This is a genomic window from Thermogutta sp. (assembly GCF_014359955.1).
Taxonomy (GTDB): domain Bacteria; phylum Planctomycetota; class Planctomycetia; order Pirellulales; family Thermoguttaceae; genus Thermogutta.
Genome location: NZ_JACIYL010000659.1, coordinates 1 through 2525, shown reverse-complemented (window position 1 = coordinate 2525; position 2525 = coordinate 1). Strand labels below are relative to the sequence as shown.

Below are 2525 nucleotides of genomic sequence, written 5' to 3'. Positions count from 1 at the left end.
CGAACGCTCATCACTTCGCTCACCACCCTCTTCGTCATCGTCGTCCTGTACATTGGGGGCGGGGCGGGAATTCACGCCTTCAGCTTCACTTTGCTGGTAGGCGTGATCACCGGAACCTACAGCTCGGTATTCATCGCTTCCCCCGTACTCCTGTGGCTGTCGCCACGTCCGACCGGGCCTGCCTCGCAGGTTCGATCTCTTCAGTACGTCTCGTAGCATCGGGGCAGTCCACCAGGTTTGAGCATCCTGTGCCCAGGCGGTTCGCGGAGAGATGCCCCCTGGGCACTTTTATTTCTGATTGCACCCAATTTGCCGACAGAACGCCTTCGCTGCTTGCGGCTCACAAAACGGCGGGCGCCCGGTCGATTTCTGGTAACAGGAGTCCCTCGCCCTCGAGCGGACATTTTGTCACCGCACCAGGACGTTGAGGAACAGACACGGAGGTCCAGAGCAGCCATGACGTTGACAACAACATGGGAGTGGACCGCGGACTCGTTGTTTTTGTCCTCGTTGCAGCGCTCTCGGTGGGAGCTGTGTGGGGTTTGCTTTCCCGCCCACCGCGGGCTCCGTCTCTGCCAGATCCACTAAACAGTTCTGCTCCTGCGTCTGTAACTTCGACATCGTTCCCCTCCCCGCCCACTTCGCCCCTCAGTCCAGCCAGCCAAACGCTTCCTTCTTCCGATGCCGATACGTCCATCTCGCCAGACATCATCGCGGCCCCAGAAACCAACCTTCTCCTGTCGCTTGGCCGTCAAAAGCCACCGGCCATTCCCGAGCAGTATCCTGCCGGTCACCTTTCCGGCCAGGAAGGAGGCAGCAGAACCGGCCGCCCGTTTCTGACCGAGAAAACCCCCGGTGACGGGCGTGAGAAACGCACGCTTCCCCCCGACGATTCATCATCACCGGCAAGCGGGCGTGAACGTCTCGAGGCGTCAGAAGGTCGCAAGACCGGCGGGGAAATACTCTCCCATTACCGTATCCAGGACGGCGACACTCTCCCGGAGCTCGCCCGGCGATTCTACGGCGATCCGGGCAAGTGGCGGGTCATCTTCGAAGCGAACCGATCCAGAATCCCGGACCCGGACCTGCTCCCCATCGGCACGGAGATCATTCTGCCGGCACTCCAATCTCAGGGTACGGATTAGTTCAGATTCAGCGACGGGACCCGGGTGGAACCGGGCCACTGTGTACAGGGGTACGGGCAATTCATGAATTGCCCCTACCATCGGATCGGGGGGGCATGCTTCTCGTGCCCGGCAAGGGGGAATGGATAATCGAAAATTGGACAGCGGACCCGACAAGCGGGTCCCTCCGACATTTTTCGGAGGGGCACGCTTGTCGTGCCCGGTGAAAGGCAAGTTTGCCCTGCCGATGAGAAACGGACGTGACAAACAGGTCCCTCCGGGCTGAATCTCGCTCCGTCGCCCCCCCGGGGACGTCCGCTCTCCCCCGGCACAGAAATATGGGAAGTGCCTCCGCTCTCGTTCCGGACGATCATGGTCCTTGGTTTCGGCGGTCGGATCAATCTTCTTTCCGCCGTGAGCGGTCCTGCCACGGGAACGGCTGTTTGGCTACCCGGTGCTCGATAAAGTAGGCAATTGATTGAAAGAGCGGCTGTTCAAAGCGGAGTAAAAGATCCTTCCCCTGAGCCGAGCTTGGAAGTTTTGCAAAGTAAAGGTCCCGCAGTTCCGGGTTCTCGTCTTTCGGCATCGGGTGAAATCGAGAAAAAATGTTGTACATCCGCTGGGCATCTGCCAAATCTTTGCTGGAATCCTTCCCCACAATCAAGAAAATCGAAAGGGCCTTGGTCACAGCGGGATGGGACATGGCGGCCTGGACATTGAGACCAGGCACCGACCACTTCGGAGAAATGAGAATGAGGGCTTTCACATCCTGGCCCTGTTTGAGTCCGGGGTACACCGGCCAGCTCCAATCGAGGCGTGCCCAATCCAGGGCCACGGTCGCCCCTACGTCCAGCCCTAAAAGACAGAGCTTTTCGATGTTAAGTTCCCCCGCATTGTTTTTCTGAAGCAAGAATCGCTTGCAGGTTTCCAGGTCCATATCCACCATGCGGGCGACTTCGACCGGCGGCATCTTATCCACCGTGATCGTGGTCGGTGTCGGCAGAAGCCGCTGGGTGCTCCCCCCATGACCCCGCAGATCGGGTACAAACACCGCATAACCCTGTTGCTGGAGAAACGGCGCCAGCCGATCGAAATCCCTTCGACTTCCCTTCCAACCGTGGATCAGCATAACGACGGCGGCATCCTTGCCTTTATTGCTGGGATAATAGGTGGCCTGCAGTTGCACCCCGTCCTTGGTCAGAAGATCCGTCCCACTGACCTCCACCGGGGCAGGCAGCCGCTGCGACGTGCTTGGAGGAGCGGGCGGCCTGGGTGCCGGTGTCGGGGGAACCGGTTGGCCCGGCGGGGCAGGTTGTTGCACCGGTCGGGGAGGTTGATTCACCGCGGGCCCCTGCGGCCGAATCTGCGCGGTTGCGCACGTGTTCAGTCCGCACGTGACGA

The 2525-nt window shown here is 60.1% G+C and carries 2 protein-coding genes and 1 pseudogene; 2 read left to right on the top strand and 1 reads right to left on the bottom strand.

Annotated elements, in window-relative coordinates:
* Positions 1-216: pseudogene (locus H5U08_RS15550) on the top strand (hypothetical protein); the annotation flags it as partial.
* Between the two features lie 257 nt (positions 217-473).
* On the top strand, positions 474-1145 hold the full coding sequence (locus H5U08_RS15545; RefSeq protein ID WP_297035078.1) for a LysM peptidoglycan-binding domain-containing protein: 672 nt from the start codon (positions 474-476) through the stop codon (positions 1143-1145).
* A gap of 376 nt (positions 1146-1521) precedes the next feature.
* On the opposite strand, the gene H5U08_RS15540 is transcribed toward H5U08_RS15545, so the two are convergent.
* A partial coding sequence (locus tag H5U08_RS15540; RefSeq protein ID WP_297035075.1) for an alpha/beta fold hydrolase occupies positions 1522-2525 on the bottom strand: 1004 nt, incomplete at its 5' end.